This is a genomic window from Sphingomonas sp. (assembly GCF_025353885.1).
Classification (GTDB): Bacteria; Pseudomonadota; Alphaproteobacteria; order Sphingomonadales; family Sphingomonadaceae; genus Sphingomonas_O.
On the sequence record NZ_JANXNX010000062.1, the window covers coordinates 40,952 to 57,878 of the forward strand.

Sequence of the window (16,927 nt, forward strand, 5' to 3'; positions counted from 1 at the left end):
CTAGACGTCGTCGCCCATTCGCAGCGCCGCGATGAACGCCTCTTGCGGGATGCTGACGCTGCCATATTCGCGCATCCGTTTCTTACCCTCTTTCTGCTTGTCGAGCAGCTTCTTCTTTCGGCTGATGTCGCCGCCATAGCATTTCGCAGTGACATCTTTGCGCATTGCGGCGATGGTCTCACGCGCGATGACCTTGCCACCGATGGCCGCCTGGATCGGGATTTTGAACAGATGGCGGGGGATCAAATCCTTCAGCCGCTCGCACATCCCCCTGCCCCGCGCTTCGGCGGTGCCACGATGAACGATCATGCTGAGGGCATCGACGGGCTCGGCATTGACCATGATGTTCATCTTCACCAGATCGCCCTCACGGTGGCCGATCTGGTGATAGTCGAAACTGGCGTACCCGCGTGAGATCGACTTCAACCGGTCATAGAAATCGAAGACCACCTCGTTCAACGGCAACTCATAGGTCACCTGCGCGCGGCCACCGACATAGGTCAGGTTCTTCTGGATACCGCGACGATCCTGGCAAAGTTTCAGGATCGACCCGAGATATTCGTCCGGCACATAAATCACCGCCTCGATCCACGGCTCTTCTATGAAGTCGATCCGGCTTGCATCGGGCATATCGGCGGGGTTGTGGAGTTCGATGACTCCGCCACCGTGGTTCATGTGAATTTCATAGATCACGCTTGGTGCGGTGGTAATCAGGTCCAGGTCATATTCGCGGGTCAGGCGCTCCTGAATGATCTCCAGGTGGAGCAACCCAAGGAATCCGCACCGAAAGCCGAACCCCAGGGCCGCGCTGCTTTCGGTTTCAAAGCTGAAGCTGGCATCGTTCAGCCGCAGCTTGCTGATGCTCTCGCGCAGTTTTTCGAAGTCGTTGGCATCGACCGGGAACAACCCGCAGAACACCACCGGCTGCACTTCCTTGAAGCCCGGCAATGCCTCCAAGGCAGGCCGCTTGGCATCGGTCACCGTGTCACCGACGCGGGTCTGCGCCACTTCCTTGATTTGTGCGGTGATGAAGCCGATCTCGCCCGCCGCCAGTTCGGGAAGGATTTCCATCTTGGGCCGCATGCAGCCGACGCGGTCGACCAGATGCTTGGTGCCCGCTGCCATGAACTGGATTTCCTGACCTTTACGCAGGACACCGTCGATCACGCGGATCAGGATGACGACGCCAAGGTAGGGATCGTACCAGCTATCCACCAGCATCGCCTTCAACGGGGCGTCGCGGTCACCCTTGGGCGGAGGGATCCGTTCCACGATCGCGTCCAGCACTTCCTCGATACCGATCCCCGACTTGGCCGACGTCATCACCGCGCGCGACGCGTCGAGGCCGATGATGTCCTCGATTTCCTTGCGCACCATTTCCGGCTCGGCGGCGGGCAGGTCGATTTTGTTGATAACGGGCACGATCTCATGGTCATGCTCGATCGACTGGTAAACATTGGCGAGCGTCTGCGCCTCGACACCCTGCGCCGCATCGACCACCAGCAGCGCTCCTTCGCACGCGGCGAGGCTGCGGCTGACTTCATAGGCGAAATCGACATGGCCCGGCGTGTCCATCAGGTTGAGCTCATAGCCCTTCCAGTTCAGGCGTACCGTCTGCGCCTTGATCGTGATGCCGCGCTCTTTTTCGATGTCCATGTTATCCAGGACCTGCGACGACATTTCGCGTGCGGTCAGGCCGCCGGTCGTCTGGATCAACCGGTCTGCCAGTGTGGACTTGCCGTGATCGATATGGGCGATGATCGAGAAATTGCGGATCTTGTCGAGAGGTGTCATCGCCCGCGCCTAGCAGGGGATCGCGCACGAGTCAGCCGGACAAGTCACATCGATGCACAAAGGGTCGCTTTCCGTTATATTTTTCGGCATACGACCTCTTAAGGGCGCAAAAAACTATCCATTTCGAAACGGGGAATATGATGTTTAGAAAAGCTTTGCTTGCCGGAGCCGCGTGTTCGCTCGTGGCGACCGGTCCCGCATTTGCCGGACCTGCCAGACCATCAGGTACGCAACGCACCCAGGAAGCGGCAATGACCGACGTTCCGCGCTGCACGCGCAAACTGGGCACCGTGTCGGTCATGGACGGTGACGACCCATCGGGCTGGACGCAATTCCAGCTGACCGGTCCGCAAAAACTGATCAAGGTGCTGGTGCAGCGATCGGGTTGCTTCAACTTGGTCGATCGCGGCTCGGGTCTCAGCGCGGCGCAGCGCGAACGCGACATCGGTGGCGACCTTGGCCTTCAGCGGCGCTCAAACGTCGGGCAGGGCCAGATCAAGGCAGCCGATTACGTTCTGGTTGCCGAAGTCCAGGCGTCGAACCGCAACTCGGGCGGCAGCGCCATCGGTGCTGGCATCGGCGGGCTCGTTGGTGGCCGCTTCGGCGGGCTCGTCGGCGGGATCGGCAGCAAGAAGATGGAGGCGAATACCGTCCTGTCGCTGACCAACGTCCGCACGACCGAAACCATTGCGGTCCAGGATGGCTATGCTGTCAAGAACAGCCTGAGCTTCGGTGCCGGTGGCGGCGCGGGCTTTTTCGGCGGCGGTGCAGCGGCAGTCGGCGGCGGTTACGACAATACCGACATCGGTCGCATCGTGACGCTGGCCTTCATCCAGGCGTATTCAAAGATGGTCATGGACCTTGGGCTGGTTCGCCCGGGCAGCGTCGGCACCGCCGAAGCCACGCCGACCAAGACCTATACCGCGATGGGATCTGTCGCGATGCGCGCGACTGCCGCGCCGGGAGGACGCGTCGTTCGGACCGCGCCCGGAGGCACGATCCTCTATCCGACCGGCCGCAAGGAGGGTTTGTGGTGGGAAGTTACGGATGAAAACGATAACACCGGCTGGGTCCTCAACACCCGGCTCGCACCCTCGCAATAATCCAGCATGATCCTGTCATCCCCGCCGGTAAGCCACCGGCGGGGACGACTTGCGCCGCTTGGCAAATCGCCTAGCATCGGCCCTGACGATGACGTCGGGAGAGCAAAACATTGCGCCACATTGCCATTATCGGATCGGGTCCCGCCGGATATTATACTGCCGAGGCCTGCCAGAAAGCTTTCGGCGACGACGTCCGCATCGACATCATCGACCGGATGCCCGTCCCCTACGGCCTCATCCGCACGGGCGTTGCACCTGACCACCAGTCGATCAAGGCCGTTGCGCGGCGCTTCGAAAGCGTTTCGCTCAGCGACAACGTCCGCTTCGTCGGCAATGTTGCCGTCGGTCGCGACGTGGGCATCGCCGAACTTCAATCACTTTACGACGCGGTCGTGCTCGCCACTGGAGCACCTGCGGACCTGAAGCTCGACGTTCCCGGTGCCGACTTGCCCGGCGTCACTGGGTCGGCGGCGTTCGTCGGCTGGTATAACGGCCACCCCGATTTCGCCGATCTTGACCCGCCGCTGCAGGGTCCCGGGGCGGTCGTGGTCGGCAACGGCAATGTCGCACTCGACGTCGCGCGCATCCTCAGCAAGACCCGTGGCGAATTCGCGGGCTCGGATATCGCCGGGCATGCCCTCGATGCGCTCGATCATTCGGGGATCACCCGCGTGACCTTGCTCGGGCGGCGCGGGCCGCACCAGATCGCCATGACACCGAAGGAACTGGGTGAACTCGGGCGCCTGGAACGTGCCCAGCCGTTCGTCGCGCACGCCCATCTGCCGCATGACGATGAAGATGCCAGCCTGGAACCCGGGTTGCGCAAGTCGGTCGGCCATCTCCGCAGCTTTGCCGCAACCGAACACGGCGGAAAGGCAATCGCCATCGACTTCGACTTTTACGCACGGCCCGTCGCGATCGAGGGCGATGGCCGGGTGGAGCGCATCGTCGTCGAACGCACTCGCCTGGATGACCGGCAACGCCCGGTCGGCACCGGTGAAACCTATGCCATCCCCGCCAGCCTCGTGATCGCGTGTATCGGATACCGCACGCCCCCGATCGACGGCGTCCCCTATGACGCGCGCCGGGGGCGGTTCGCCAACGACGAGGGTCGGATCCTGCCCGGCCTGTATTGCGTCGGCTGGGCGCGGCGCGGTCCAAGCGGGACAATCGGCACCAACCGGCCCGACGGCTATATGATCGCCGATCATATCGTTGCCGATATCGCAGCAGGCGCGGGGAAGACCGGACGCGCCGGCCTCGATGCGCTGCTTGCCACCCGCGCGGTCGATGTCGTGACCTTTCGCGACTGGCAAAAAATCGAAACCGCCGAGGCCGCCCGCGCCCGCGCCGGAGCACCGCGCGAAAAGTTCGTGGACGTCGCGGACATGCTCGCAGCCGGCCATTCGGAACAGGGTTGATGCCCGCGAGACGCTTCGCTAAATACCGCTGACTGCTGCGCCTCGGCGTGACATTCGACGGTCGGGGAATAGCTCAGCCCGGTAGAGCACTGCCTTCGGGAGGCAGGGGCCGGAGGTTCGAATCCTCTTTCCCCGACCAGTGATCCAGCCTGACGATCTGACTATTTCGCAACGGCGGCGGCAATGAAACTGTTGCTGCTCGCGAGCAATTTCTCACGCGCGGACGAATTTTCCAGCTGATGATCAAGCCCTGGAAAGGTGATCAGGTCGACCTTGGCTCCGGCTGACCGCAATCGCGACGCCATCAGTGTCGATTCGGCATAGTCAACGTTCGCGTCCATTGTGCCATGGATCAGCAGCACGGGCACCTTGATCCTTTGCGCGTTCTGGGCAGGCGACCCCGCAACGATATGCGGCCCCGAACCGATATATTGCTGCGACAGCCGGTCGTCGGTCCAACCCGCACGTTCCCGCTTTAGCATTGCGAGGTCGGTCACCGGCGCGATCGCTACCACCGCCTTGAACAGGTCGGGTGCAACCACAGCCGATTGAAGCGCCGCATATCCGCCATAGGACCAGCCGACGACGGCAAGGCGAGCGGGGTTGGCAATGCCCTGTTTGACCAGCCAGCGACCGGCGTCGGTAACGTCACCGATGGCGATCTGCCAAGACTGGAAGCCGTTCTTTTCGAACCAGGAATCACCATAGCCCGACGAGCCCCGGAACTGCGGCTGCAGCACGGCATAGCCTTGGCTTGCATAATATTGCGGAAGCCAGTCGAAACCCCATTCGTCGCGCGACGCGGGGCCGCCATGGGGTAGCACGATGGCCGGCAAACCCTTGGCACTTGTGATGTTCGGAGGCAGCGTCAGATAGGCCGGGATCAGCGTTCCGTCCGCCGCCGGATAGGTGATCGCTTTCATGTGGCCCAGCGACCGCCCCTCGAGTTGGGGTCGCGCCGGAAAGAGGATGTGAAGGTCACGCTTGTCGCGATCGTAGAGATAATACACGCCCGGATCGTCGTCGCTCCCGGCAAAGATAAGCAGCTTTCGCTCGTCGATGCTCGAGTCCACGATCCGCATCAGGGGCTGCTTGGGCACCGCTTTGCCGAGCGACACCATCAGGTTCTGCAATGCGACGTCGAAAAAAATCATGCTGCGCGCATCGGTCTGATAGGTCGCGCCGACCACCCGGTTGCGGCGTCCGATCTGCACCAGGTCGTCGATATCGACGTCGGGTCGGCTGGCAACCATCCGTTCGGTCGAAGTTCCATCGAGCGCCATCGAGTAGATCGCGTTGCGCCCGTCGGCGTGCTTGAACCCGTACGCGATATTCAACGTTGGGCTTACCGCCAGGGGCATGAAACCAGTCTTTGCCTCGTCGTTATATTGCGACAGTCTTTGCCAAGCGCTCTCGCCCGCCTTGCGAAAGAAATAGGTGTTGACGCCAGTCTGCATCCCGCCGGTGTCGTGGCCTTCTGAGCCATAGATGCGGACTGCGCCTAGCCCGTCGGACAGATAGGTAAAGGCGTCGCGTCGCGGCGCTTCGACGGCGCGCACCGATCCGGTCCGGGTGTCGACCAGGTCAACCGCAAGCCCTTCGCTGCTAGACCCCAATTTGCTGCCGATCCTGTCGTCGGGTAGGTGGGGCCGGGACATAAGGACGACACCATCCTGCCCGGGCAGCCAGTCGATAACGTCGCCTCCACCAAGTAGCAGTCCGCGGCTGTTGGCATTCTGGCGACTGCTGATCTGCTTTAGGTTGGTCCCGTCGATGTCGATTGCAAACAGTCGCGAGAACGAGACCTTGCGGCCATCGACATCGGTCGTGCCATAGATCATGCACACCAGCCGCGCGTTCGACACCCAATGGCACCGCTTCAGACGCTCGCCGACTCGGTTGCTCGCGATGACGGCGCGCGGCACAGCGTTTTCGGTCACGCCGCGGACGACGAGGATCGAGCCAACGTCGGTCGGCGTCAGGTAGGCAACCTGCGTCCCGTCGGGTGACAGGCTGACCTGCTCGACCGCTTCACGCGCGCCGAAGGCAGCCGCATTGTCGGGCGACGTTTGTGCGAAAGCGGTTGCGGAGGATGCCAATCCGATGAACAGCGCCAGCCAGTATTTTGCTTTCACTCAAGTTCCTGTCTGACCGACTGAACGGATGGCCTGATCCCACCCTCGACAAATGTATAGCTCTGGCTGTGTCCGAAGCAAGATGGCTCGCCTTTCCACAAAGGCTGCGTGATGATGGACGCAGGCACGCTCCCGACGCTAAGGATCGATGAACGGCCAGAGCGGGCCGACTCAATCAGGAGAGACGTGTGGCCGATGATTTATTCCCGGTGCCCCCAGCCTGGGCACGCGACGCGAAAATCGATGCCGCACGCTATACCACCGACTACGCCCGCTCGCTGTCCGATCCAACGGGATATTGGCTGGAACAGGCGCAGACTCTCGACTGGATCACGCCGCCTAAGCTGGCCGATGAGAGCAGTTTTGCCGAGAGCGATTTCGGGGTGCGCTGGTTTGCCGATGGTGTCCTGAATGTTTCGGCCAATTGCCTCGACCGCCATCTGTCAACGCGTGCCGAACAGGTCGCCATCCTCTGGGAACCCGACAGTCCCGATGCCGATGTCCGCCGCATTACCTATGCGCGACTTCACGCCGATGTCTGTCGCCTCGCCAACGTCCTGAAAGCGCACGGCGTGGCAAAGGGCGACCGGGTCACCCTATACCTGCCGATGATCCCCGAGGCCGCCGTCGCGATGCTCGCCTGCACCCGCATCGGCGCGATCCATTCGATCGTGTTCGGCGGCTTTTCGCCCGATGCGCTGGCGGGCCGAATCACCGATTGCGACAGCCGCATCGTTATCACCGCCGACGAAGGGCGGCGCGGGGGCAAGGTCGTGCCGCTAAAAACCAATGTCGACGCCGCCGCCGCGCTGGTGACCTGCCTCGACGCCGTTATCGTCGTGTCGGTCACCGGCGGCGACGTGCCCATGACGCCGGGCCGCGACCATCGCTATGCCGATGTCATGGCCGCTGCCGACCCGGTTTGCCCGCCCGAGCCGATGAATGCCGAAGACCCGCTGTTTCTGCTGTACACCAGCGGTTCGACCGGCAAACCGAAGGGCGTCGTCCATACGACCGCAGGCTATTTGTTGTGGGCTAGTCTGACGCACAGCCTCGTCTTCGATTACCGCGACGGAGACATATTCTGGTGCGCGGCCGATGTCGGCTGGGTCACCGGCCATAGCTATATCGTCTATGGCCCACTCGCGAACGGCGCGACGACTTTGATGTACGAGGGCGTGCCCAATTGGCCGACCCCGGCGCGAATCTGGGAAATCGTGGACAAGCATCAGGTCAACCAGATCTATCTGGCGCCCACCGCCCTGCGTTCGCTGATGCGCGAAGGCGATGGCTTTGTAAAATCGACCAGTCGCGCCTCGCTGAAGCTGCTCGGCACCGTCGGCGAGCCGATCAATCCAGAGGCTTGGCGCTGGTATCACGAGGTTGTCGGCGAGGGGCGCTGTCCGATCGTCGATACCTGGTGGCAGACCGAGACCGGCGGTCACATGATCACCCCCTTCCCCGGCGCGACCGCGCTGAAACCGGGGAGTGCAACAATGCCCTTCTTCGGCGTCGAGCCGATGCTGGTGGATGCCGATGGCAAAGTGCTGGAGGGCGCGGCCGAGGGCAACCTCGTCATCGCACGGAGCTGGCCCGGCCAGATGCGCACCGTCTGGGGCGACCACGAACGGTTTTTCCAGACCTATTTCAGTACCTATCCCGGCACATATTTTACCGGCGACGGATGCCGCCGCGATGCCGATGGCTATTACTGGATCACAGGACGGGTCGACGACGTCATCAATGTCTCAGGCCACCGCATGGGCACCGCGGAGGTCGAATCCGCGCTGGTGCTCCACCGCAGCGTGGCCGAGGCCGCCGTCGTCGGCTTTCCGCACGAGATCAAGGGACAGGGTATCTATGCCTATGTCACGCTGAACGTGGGCGAGGAACCGAGCGACGCGCTGCGCCAGAAACTGGTGAAGTGGGTGCGGATGGAAATCGGCCCCATCGCCACTCCCGACGCACTTCAATTCACGCCGGGACTGCCGAAAACGCGCAGCGGCAAGATCATGCGCCGTATCCTTCGCAAGATCGCGGAGGGTGATGTCTCGACCCTTGGCGACACGTCGACGCTGGCCGATCCGGGCGTGGTCGACGATTTGATCGCAAACCGGGTGGGGTGAGGATTGGAGTTGCTCCTCACCCGTCACCCCGGCGCAGGCCGGGGCCTATACGGCTGTCGGATCGGGAGCTCCTCTTTCGGAAACCCGTATAGGCCCCGGCCTTCGCCGGGGTGACGGTGATGTTGCGGCGCCGGGCGAGTGTCTGCACCCTCTTTTTTAGTGCCTTTTCCGCATATTTTCCCTATGACCCTTTAATGACAGACACACCGACAGATGCCCTCCCCGAAAACGTCCCGAACGCCAACGAATATGGCGCCGATTCGATCAAGGTTCTCAAAGGCTTGGACGCTGTTCGCAAGCGCCCCGGAATGTATATCGGTGACACCGATGACGGGTCGGGTCTGCACCACATGGTGTTCGAAGTTTCAGACAATGCCATCGACGAAGCGCTGGCCGGGCATTGCGACCGGATAGAGATCACGCTGAATCCCGATGGCTCGGTTACGGTCGAGGATAATGGTCGTGGCATTCCCACCGGTATCCATTCGGAGGAAGGCGTTTCAGCGGCCGAGGTTATCATGACCCAGCTTCATGCGGGCGGTAAGTTTGAGAACACGTCGAACGACAATGCCTATAAGGTTTCGGGCGGGCTTCACGGCGTCGGCGTTTCGGTGGTCAATGCGCTCAGCGAATTTCTGGACCTGACGATCTGGCGCGATGGCATTGAGCATTACATGCGCTTCGCCTTCGGTGATGCCGTCGCGCCGCTGAAAGTCGTTGGTCCCGCCCCAATCGGTAAAAAGGGGACGAAGGTCACGTTCCTGCCCTCGCCCGCGACATTCAAGATCATCGAATTCGACTTCGACAAACTCGAGCATCGATTTCGCGAATTGGCCTTCCTGAATTCGGGCGTGCGGCTGTTCCTGATCGATGCGCGTCATGAGGAGCGCAAGGAAGTCGGGCTGTATTACGAGGGCGGGATTGCCGCGTTCGTGAAATATCTCGATCGCGCAAAGTCACCGCTGTTTCCCGAGCCAATCTCGGTCACAGGCCAGCGTGACGACGTCAGCATCGAGGTCGCACTCGAATGGAACGATTCCTACTACGAAAACGTGTTGCCGTTCACGAACAACATTCCTCAGCGCGACGGTGGCACCCATCTGGCTGCATTCCGCGCCGCGCTGACCCGCACGTTGAACAACTATGCCGAGAAGTCGGGAATGTTGAAAAAGGAAAAGGTCACGCTAACCGGCGACGATATGCGCGAGGGACTGACTGCGATCGTCTCGGTAAAGCTGCCCGATCCGAAATTCAGCAGCCAGACCAAGGACAAGCTGGTGTCTTCCGAAGTCCGCCAACCGCTGGAAAGCCTGATGGCGGACAAGATGGCCGAATGGCTGGAGGAAAACCCGGCCCACGCGAAAAGCATCATCCAAAAGACCATCGACGCCGCCGCCGCGCGCGAAGCCGCCAAGAAGGCGCGCGAACTGACCCGGCGCAAGGGCGTGATGGACATCGCCAGCCTGCCGGGGAAACTCGCCGATTGCCAGGAGCGCGACCCTGCGAAATCGGAACTGTTTCTGGTCGAGGGAGAGTCGGCAGGCGGTTCGGCAAAACAGGGCCGCGACCGCCATTACCAGGCAATCCTGCCCCTGCGCGGCAAAATCCTGAACGTCGAGCGCGCGCGCTTCGACCGAATGCTGTCGTCGAAGGAAATCGGAACGCTGATCCAGGCGATGGGAACGGGAATCGGGCGCGACGATTTCAACCTCGCCAAGCTGCGCTATCACAAGATCGTCATCATGACCGACGCCGATGTCGATGGCTCGCATATCCGCGCGCTGCTGCTGACCTTCTTTTATCGCCAGATGCCCGACATCATCAACGCCGGGCACCTCTACATCGCCCAGCCGCCGCTTTACAAAGCGGCGCGCGGACGCAGCGAAGTCTATCTGAAGGACGACGCCGCGCTCGACGATTATCTGGTAGAGGCGGGCGTCGCCGGGACGCGGCTCGAAAGTGCGGGCGGCGCGCGTGCAGGTGAAGACCTCCGTGGGCTGGTCAATCACGCTCGCCGGATGCGTGCGCTGATGAAATATGTCCCGCGCCGGTATGACCCAACCATTATCGAAGCGTTCGCGCTGATGGGCGCGCTAGATCCGAGCCTCGCCATCGACGGGCGTCAGGAAGCCGCGAACCGGTCCGCACAATGGCTGAATCGCGCCGATCCCGAAGCCAAGTGGAGCGCGCGCATTGCCGCCGAGGGTGGCTATCACCTCGAACGCCTGTGGCGCGGCGTGACCGATCATCACATCATCGAATCGGCATTCCTGATATCGCAGGAGGCGCGTCGGCTTCACGCGCTGATGGCCGAACAGTCGGAAAGCTATGCCGCCATATCGCGACTGGTGACGGTCGCAAAGGCCCCCGCCCCTGTTGCAGAAATCGCTCCGAAAACGGTTGCCGATGGCGACGATGTGGAGGTCGAAGCAGAAGACACCGCGCCGATCAATACTAGGGGCATTCACATCACCCGCCCCTCCGACCTGCTCGACGCGATCCTTGCTGCCGGGCGCAAGGGCCTGTCGATCCAGCGCTACAAGGGTCTGGGTGAGATGAACGCCGAACAATTGTGGGACACCACCCTCGACCCGCAAAACCGCGCGATGCTCCGCGTCGAGATTTCTCACGCCGACATGGCTGATGAAATCTTCACCCGGTTGATGGGCGACGTGGTGGAGCCACGACGTGAGTTCATTCAAGAGAACGCGCTGAACGTGGCCAATCTGGATGTTTGATCCGGCCTGATCGTCGTGATTGTCAGGGTTCGGCAATACGGCGATGGACCACCGCCATCCCCAGATCGGGATACCAGGCCCGTGCGCCTTCAGGTTCCGCATCGGCGGCGATTACGGCCAACTGGCGGTTAACTTTCGACCGGTGGTGCATCCGCGCGGTGTTTTCCTGGCCGATGTAGCAGCCCTTGGTGAAGCTGACCCCGTTCAACTCGCGGGCGTTCGCCTCCAGCCACAACGTCTTGTCCTGTCCCAGTTCGTCCGCCCCCTCCGCCACGCCAGCCGACAGGCGATGCGCGTGCCAGCCCGTCGCTCCACCATCGGGCGCGGCAATCCAGCGGTTGCCGAGCGCGGCGCTACGGGGGTCGGGTGTCGTCCCTTGGGTCAGCGACCAGTGCACCGCTAGCGCCGGATCGCGGGCGATGGTGATCGGACGGCGCAGGCGAAAGATGGACAGGCGACGGACCAGCGCCTCGGCCTGGGCCGCTTCGCAATCGATCAGGAGATCGTCACCGTCCGACCACACGATAAAATCGAACAACGCCTTGCCCTGCGGTGTTAGCAATCCGGCCCATACCGGCAGCGCCCCGGCGACGTCGTTGGTCACCAGCCCCTGCAGGAACCCGCGCACATCCTCTCCTGACAGCCGGATGACGGCGCGGTCGGGCAGAGTCGTGGCGGCTGATGTTGTTTCACTCATGCGGCTAATCTAGGGACTGGCCAGCGGAAACCCAAGCCGGAGCCCCAATGACCAACCGCCTCACGATCCGCCGACCCGACGACTGGCACGTCCACCTGCGCGATGGCGCGATGCTCGGCGGCGTCGTTGGCTATACCGCGCGGCAGTTTGCGCGCGCGATCGTGATGCCCAATCTGGCGACGCCGGTGACGACCGTGGCGGCCGCGACGGCTTATCGGGCACGGATCCTGGCCGCGCTTTCGCCGAGCACCGATTTCACGCCGCTGATGACCTGCTACTTGACCGATGCCGCCGATCCACAGGAAATTGCGAGAGGGTGGGAGCAGGGCGTGTTTGCCGCCGCCAAGCTCTACCCCGCCCACGCCACCACCAATTCGGCATACGGGGTCACCGACATCGCCAATCTGACGGCGACGCTGGAACGGATGCAGCAGATCGGGATGCCCCTGCTCGTGCACGGCGAAGTGACCGACCGCACCACCGACATCTTCGACCGCGAGGCCGTTTTCATCGACCGAACGCTCACCCCGCTCATCCGCGATTTTCCTGCGTTGAAAATCGTCCTCGAACATATCACCACCGCTGACGCCGTCGCGTTTGTGGACGACAGCGGACCATTGGTGGCAGCGACGATTACCCCTCACCACCTGATGCTCAACCGCAACGCCATGTTCGACGGCGGCATGCGGCCCCATGCCTATTGCCTGCCGGTTATCAAGCGCGAGCGCCACCGCCTGGCCCTGCGCAAGGCCGCCACGTCGGGTTCCTCGAAATACTTTCTCGGCACCGACAGCGCGCCGCATGCCACTTCGGTCAAGGAAGCCGCGTGCGGGTGCGCTGGGATTTTCAACGCGCCCCATGCCCTTGAAAGCTATGCCACCGTCTTTGACGAGGAGGGTGCGATCGACCGGTTTCAGGGGTTTGCTTCAGAAAACGGGCCCCGCTTTTATGGCCTGCCACAAAACGTCGGCACCGTGACGCTAGAGCGCTCACCCGTCGCCGTGCCTACCCACCTGACATGCGGCGAGACCGACGTCGCACCGTTTCAGGCCGGTGAGACGATCGGTTGGCGGTTCCTCGGCTAAAACGGCAGCCAGCGGCTTTTTTCGCTGAACTTCATCCAACCGATATTGGCGCCCAGCCGTAGCCCCACGCCCAGCCGGATGGGGATCAAGACGATGTCGCCACGCCGCAGGTAGGTCGCCGAAAAACCACCCACGAAATAGGCGCGCCCTTCGACCTGCGGGTAGCGTCGGTACAGTTCCTGGCTGTCGTAAAGGTTATAGACCAGCGTGAAGACCTTGGTCGCGTCGCCACCGACATCGAAACCGACCGACGGCCCGGTCCAATAGACTGGCCTTTGCCCCTCGACCTTGTGGCTGAGCGTGCCCGAGCCGTAGCGCAGCCCCACGACGAACGCGCCCGATGCCTCTCGTCCCGCGATATAGGCGCTGGGCTCACCCTGGTCCTTCAGGATCTTTTCAACCAATCCGGCAAGTCCCGCAGCACCCTTGCCGAACACCCCCTCGGCCGCGCCGATCAAATCGTCCTTGTGATAAGTCGGCGTGACCTGCGTAGCGAGCGAACTTGCCGGGGCCGCCGATGTCGACCCACTCGTCTCAAACGGGACCGTTGTCGAATCGGCGGGAGGGGGCGACCGGTACTGCGCGCCGGGGGCGTCCGAGCGCGTCTCGTATCCGCGCTCACCCGCCGCCGGCGGTGACACATCGGCCTGCGCGGCGGAATTGGGATCGACCGACCGGACCTGCGCCAGAACCGGCGTCGCCACCAGCGCGAAGGCGGCGGCTATCAATGAGAATACTGGCTTGCGTAACATGATCGACCCCCGGGACGCGCTCTGGCTGACAGGGTTAAGCGGGTTAACCCTGTCCGCGCAATGAACGACGCGCCAACGCGAGTCGAATTTGCGCCAGTCTGCCGCCGTTATGCGAGGTTGAACGCACCGCATGCGCCCGCTATAGGGCCAAGTTCGCTACCAGCCGGAGACGTGGGTGAGTGGCTGAAACCAACGGTTTGCTAAACCGTCGTGGCGAGTAATCGCCACCGCGAGTTCGAATCTCGCCGTCTCCGCCAGCGATTTGCCACCATCCGGGTGGCTTGCCCCCGCGCGCTGCGCCCGGCATAGGCGCACCTATGTCCGAACTTCTCAAGATCCGCCTACCCGATGGTTCCGTGCGAGAAGTGCCGCGCGGTTCGACCCCTGCCGATATCGCCGCCGCCATTGGCCCGGGCCTTGCAAAAGCCGCAATTGCCGGACGCGTGAACGGCGAAGTGCGCGATATCATGCGGCCGTTCGAGGGCGACGCGACACTGGCGCTGATCACGTCGCGCGATGAAGCCGATGCGCTGGAACTTGCTCGTCACGATTTTGCGCACATCCTCGCAGAAGCGGTGCAGAACGTGTTTCCGGGCACCCAGATTACATTCGGACCGTCGACCGATGACGGCTTTTATTATGATTTTGCACCTGCGGGCGACCAGTTTACCGAGGAAGACCTGCCCGCAATCGAAGCCGAAATGCGCGCCATCATCGGCCGCGATGAAAAGCTTGTGCGCGAGGTGTGGGATCGTGACGCCCTGATCGCGAAATGGCAGGCCGAGGGTGAAAGCTTCAAGGCGGAATGGGCCGCCACCCTGCCGACCGGCGAAGAACTGACGGTTTATCGGTCGGGCAAGTGGATGGACATGTGTCGCGGACCGCATCTGGCGTCGACCGGCAAGCTCGACCCGCAGGCGTTCAAGCTGACGCGCGTTTCGGGTGCCTATTGGCGCGGCGACCAGAACAACGCGATGCTCAGCCGCATCTATGGCACCGGCTGGCTGAACAAAAAGCAACTCGACGCGCACCTTGTCAGGCTTGAAGAGGCAGCGAAGCGCGACCACCGCCGCATCGCGCAGGAAATGGACCTGTTCCATCTCCAGTCCGAAGCACAGGGGTCGGTGTTCTGGCATCCGAAGGGTTATATCCTCTGGCGTCAGCTGGAGGCGTATATGCGCCGTCGTCTCGATGCGGCCGGATACAACGAAGTCAAAACGCCGCAGTTGATGGACGCCCGCCAGTGGGAGGCGTCGGGCCATTGGGGCAAGTATCGCGAAAACATGTTCGTGGTGCCCGACGAGATTCCCAATATCGAGGATGAAGGCCCGGTCCTGACCGGAACAAGCGACCTCATGGCGCTGAAGCCGATGAATTGCCCGGCGCACGTTCTGATATTCCGTCAGGGGATCAAGTCCTATCGCGATTTGCCGATGCGGCTGGCCGAATTCGGCTGCTGTCATCGCAATGAACCGCATGGCGCGCTGCACGGCATCATGCGCGTCCGCCAGTTCACGCAGGACGACGCCCACATTTTCTGCCGCGAAGACCAGATCGTCGAGGAAGTGCGCCTGTTTTGCGACCTGCTCGACGTCGTGTACAAAGACCTTGGGTTCGCACACTATGCGATCAAGCTGGCGCTGCGCCCCGACAAGCGGTTCGGTTCGGACGAAATGTGGGACCGTGCGGAGAACAACCTGCGCGATGCCGTCCGTCAGGCCGGCCGGATGGGCGTGGAATATGGCTGGGAGGAATTGCCCGGCGAAGGCGCATTCTATTCGCCCAAGCTGGAATTTCATCTGACCGACGCCATCGGCCGGACCTGGCAGTGCGGAACGATCCAGTTGGATTACGTCCTGCCCGAACGCCTGGACGCGTCTTATGTGGGCGAGGATGGTGCCAAGCACCGCCCCGTCATGCTCCATCGCGCGATCCTTGGTACATTCGAACGCTTCATTGGCATCCTGATCGAACATCACGCGGGCCGCTTCCCGCTGTGGCTGGCTCCGGTGCAGGCCGTCGTCGCGACCATTGTTTCCGAAACCGACAGTTACGCTCGCGATGTTGTGGCAGCGCTGACGGCGGCGGGGCTTCGTACCGATATCGACCTGCGGAACGAGAAGATAAACTATAAGGTTCGCGAACATTCGCTGGCCAAGGTGCCGCACCTGCTGGTGGTCGGAAAACGCGAAGCCGACCAGCGCACGGTGGCAATCCGGACGCTCGGTTCGGACGGCCAGCGGATCATGTCGCTCGAAGAAGCCGTGGCCATGCTTGCATCGGCAGCCCGCGCCCCCGATATGCTGTGATGCAACCGCGCCACGGTAACGTGGATTCGCGCGCGCGGGCTTTGCCAAAATGCCCGTAATCGCGTAAGGATCATGCAATTCTAACCGAAGCCAACTGAAACAATCGGAGTCCGCGCTATACCACCCCCAATGACTCGCCGCCCCATGGGGCAGGCGCCTATGCCGAATAACGGCCCCCGTTTCAACGAGTTCATCCAGTCGCAGAAGGTGCGGGTGATCGATGAGAATGGTGAAAATCTGGGTGTGATGCTGACCCGCGAGGCGATGGAAGCCGCGCGTGAAATCGGGCTCGATCTGGTCGAGGTGTCGCCGAACGCCGACCCACCGGTCGCCAAATATCTCGACGTGGGCAAGTTCAAGTACGAGGCGCAGAAAAAGGCGAACCTCGCGCGCAAGACGCAGCACACGCAAGAGATCAAAGAGATCAAGATGCGGCCGAACATCGACGATCACGATTATGATACCAAGATGAAAAAGATTTTCGAATTCATCGGTGACGGCGACAAGGTAAAGGTCACGCTGCGGTTCCGGGGACGTGAACTTTCGCACGGCCAGCTTGGCATGGCACTGCTGCAGCGCGTGCAGGGCGACATCGTCGAGATTGCGAAGATCGAACAGCATCCGCGCTTTGAAGGGCGCCAGATGTTGATGGTCGTTGCACCGAAATAAAACTGTCAAATAAATTGCGCGGCCTCAATTCTATCGGATTGGGGCCTCACGTTTCCGTAGCGTCATCCGTTGTAACACTGTTGCAAAAAAGCCGCGAT

11 protein-coding genes and 2 tRNA genes are annotated in these 16,927 nt (G+C 62.1%); 9 read left to right on the top strand and 4 right to left on the bottom strand.

Going from position 1 to position 16,927, the window contains the following annotated elements; all coding sequences use genetic code 11:
* Nucleotides 1–1,794 carry a translation elongation factor 4 gene (lepA, locus tag Q0R02_RS06775; RefSeq protein ID WP_293881878.1) on the bottom strand — a complete coding sequence of 598 codons (1,794 nt, stop codon included), beginning with the start codon at nt 1,792–1,794 and terminating at the stop codon, nt 1–3.
* Between the two features lie 251 nt (nt 1,795–2,045).
* Between lepA and Q0R02_RS06780 the strand changes: the two genes are divergently transcribed.
* The 3 genes from Q0R02_RS06780 to Q0R02_RS06790 all read left to right on the top strand — a co-directional run bounded on the left by Q0R02_RS06780 (nt 2,046) and on the right by Q0R02_RS06790 (nt 4,457).
* Nucleotides 2,046–2,897: a CsgG/HfaB family protein gene (locus tag Q0R02_RS06780; RefSeq protein WP_293881879.1), complete on the top strand. Its 852-nt coding sequence runs from the start codon at nt 2,046–2,048 to the stop codon at nt 2,895–2,897.
* Nucleotides 2,898–3,007: 110 nt separating this feature from the next.
* Nucleotides 3,008–4,318: an FAD-dependent oxidoreductase gene (locus Q0R02_RS06785; protein ID WP_293881880.1), complete on the top strand. Its 1,311-nt coding sequence runs from the start codon at nt 3,008–3,010 to the stop codon at nt 4,316–4,318.
* 62 nt (nt 4,319–4,380) lie between these two features.
* A tRNA-Pro gene (locus tag Q0R02_RS06790) sits at nt 4,381–4,457 on the top strand.
* A 22-nt stretch (nt 4,458–4,479) separates the two neighbouring features.
* Here Q0R02_RS06790 and Q0R02_RS06795 read toward each other — a convergent pair.
* Complete coding sequence (locus Q0R02_RS06795; RefSeq protein WP_293881881.1) at nt 4,480–6,453, bottom strand: S9 family peptidase; 1,974 nt, start codon at nt 6,451–6,453, stop codon at nt 4,480–4,482.
* Nucleotides 6,454–6,641: 188 nt separating this feature from the next.
* Between Q0R02_RS06795 and acs the strand changes: the two genes are divergently transcribed.
* The gene (acs, locus tag Q0R02_RS06800) at nt 6,642–8,579 is read left to right on the top strand and encodes an acetate--CoA ligase (protein WP_293881882.1); all 1,938 of its coding nucleotides are present in this window, start codon (nt 6,642–6,644) and stop codon (nt 8,577–8,579) included.
* A gap of 194 nt (nt 8,580–8,773) precedes the next feature.
* Nucleotides 8,774–11,317 carry a DNA topoisomerase (ATP-hydrolyzing) subunit B gene (gene gyrB / locus Q0R02_RS06805; RefSeq protein WP_293881883.1) on the top strand — a complete coding sequence of 848 codons (2,544 nt, stop codon included), beginning with the start codon at nt 8,774–8,776 and terminating at the stop codon, nt 11,315–11,317.
* 22 nt (nt 11,318–11,339) lie between these two features.
* Here gyrB and Q0R02_RS06810 read toward each other — a convergent pair whose 3' ends face one another.
* On the bottom strand, nt 11,340–12,014 hold the full coding sequence (locus tag Q0R02_RS06810) for a folate-binding protein (RefSeq protein WP_293881884.1): 675 nt from the start codon (nt 12,012–12,014) through the stop codon (nt 11,340–11,342).
* A gap of 47 nt (nt 12,015–12,061) precedes the next feature.
* On the opposite strand from Q0R02_RS06810, the gene pyrC reads away from it, so the two are divergent.
* Nucleotides 12,062–13,099 (top strand): dihydroorotase, encoded by a 1,038-nt coding sequence (pyrC, locus tag Q0R02_RS06815; protein ID WP_293881885.1) that lies wholly within the window; start codon nt 12,062–12,064, stop codon nt 13,097–13,099.
* Here pyrC and Q0R02_RS06820 read toward each other — a convergent pair.
* Complete coding sequence (locus Q0R02_RS06820; protein WP_293881886.1) at nt 13,096–13,851, bottom strand: DUF1134 domain-containing protein; 756 nt, start codon at nt 13,849–13,851, stop codon at nt 13,096–13,098. The genes pyrC and Q0R02_RS06820 overlap by 4 nt on opposite strands.
* Nucleotides 13,852–14,016: 165 nt before the next feature.
* Between Q0R02_RS06820 and Q0R02_RS06825 the strand changes: the two genes are divergently transcribed.
* The 3 genes from Q0R02_RS06825 (at nt 14,017) to infC (ending at nt 16,829) form a co-directional block, all read left to right on the top strand.
* Nucleotides 14,017–14,108 (top strand) — tRNA-Ser (locus tag Q0R02_RS06825).
* Between the two features lie 60 nt (nt 14,109–14,168).
* A complete protein-coding gene (gene thrS / locus Q0R02_RS06830; protein ID WP_293881887.1) occupies nt 14,169–16,160 on the top strand; it encodes a threonine--tRNA ligase in 1,992 nt (663 codons plus the stop codon).
* Between the two features lie 159 nt (nt 16,161–16,319).
* Nucleotides 16,320–16,829 carry a translation initiation factor IF-3 gene (infC, locus tag Q0R02_RS06835; RefSeq protein WP_293881888.1) on the top strand — a complete coding sequence of 170 codons (510 nt, stop codon included), beginning with the start codon at nt 16,320–16,322 and terminating at the stop codon, nt 16,827–16,829.
* Nucleotides 16,830–16,927 lie beyond the last annotated feature (98 nt).